Here is a 1,104-nt window from a genome sequence, read left to right on the forward strand (position 1 = left end):
GTGTTTGATGCCCAAGGTGAGCGTCATGCGCTGTCCACCACGCTGACCATCGCCTCAAATGAGCAAGGCGAGAAAAATCAGTGGGCTTACGCACTGTCGAAAGCGATTAATAGCAGCCAGACCCTGTATCAGGCTGGCCAGAAAGATGCGCAGGGCAATATCAATCCGGCTTATGGACAAAACACCGTCTATGCCAAGAAAGACAGCGGTTTGGAGCGAGTTGAGATTGAAATCATTAAGGATGAAAGTGCGTTGCCACTGGATCTTGAGCTGAGCGGCCTGCAAGAGAGCTATACCTTAAGCGAAGGTAAAGCCAGCATTAGCTTTGACGTGCGTGCGGTTGGCGATTTAGCGATTCAGGCGACTATCTATAATCATGGCGGCGTGGCACAGGCGTTCACAGCGTTTGATCTGCAAGACAGCACGCGCAATGTCACGCTGGCGGTGCAGGATGCGCAGGCCGGTCATCATCGCTTGGTGGTTAAAGCCAGCAATAAAGAACAAAAAGTGCTGCAAAAAAGCGCTGACTTTATGCTGAAGGCGGAGGAAACTGGCGAACCATCCGGTGAGTATGAGTTTACGTTCCCGCAGTCCATCAAATCCTATGTTGCCGGTACCACGGTATTGCAGCCGAAAAATGGCAAAGTCTATGAGTGTAAGCCGTTCCCATACAGTGGCTATTGCACGCAGTGGAGCGAAACTGCAACCCATTATGAGCCGGGTGTCGGTTCACACTGGCAAGATGCGTGGATTGAGAAAAAATAACGCGACTGGCGAATTAGACTCAATTATCACTACATAAAGTGAGTAATACCTAAAAAAGCCCTGTCTTAACAGGGCTTTTTAAACGGCGTTATTTATTACTTTTTTATGCCATTAAATGCGTATTGGGTTATTCATTGTTATATAAAATGCGTTAATTAAAAAGATAGCCAGTAAGTTGCATATAGGCTTTATTTAATCCCATAAATTATATGATATTAAAATTTGTTTGTATGGATAAAGCGAGCGGTTGTTTTGTTTATTAATGCTAAATAGATATAACTCATTGACACTTACTTTAAGTACGTGCTGAAATCAAAGAGTCTGTGGGTAATATATTTG

Annotated in this window: 1 pseudogene; it reads left to right on the forward strand. The window is 44.7% G+C overall.

The features are described from left to right. Nucleotides 1-765: pseudogene (locus ACRC27_RS08210) on the forward strand (N-acetylglucosamine-binding protein GbpA); the annotation flags it as partial. Nucleotides 766-1,104 lie beyond the last annotated feature (339 nt).

Source organism: Plesiomonas sp., assembly GCF_051650925.1.
GTDB lineage: Bacteria > Pseudomonadota > Gammaproteobacteria > Enterobacterales > CAMTGL01 > Plesiomonas.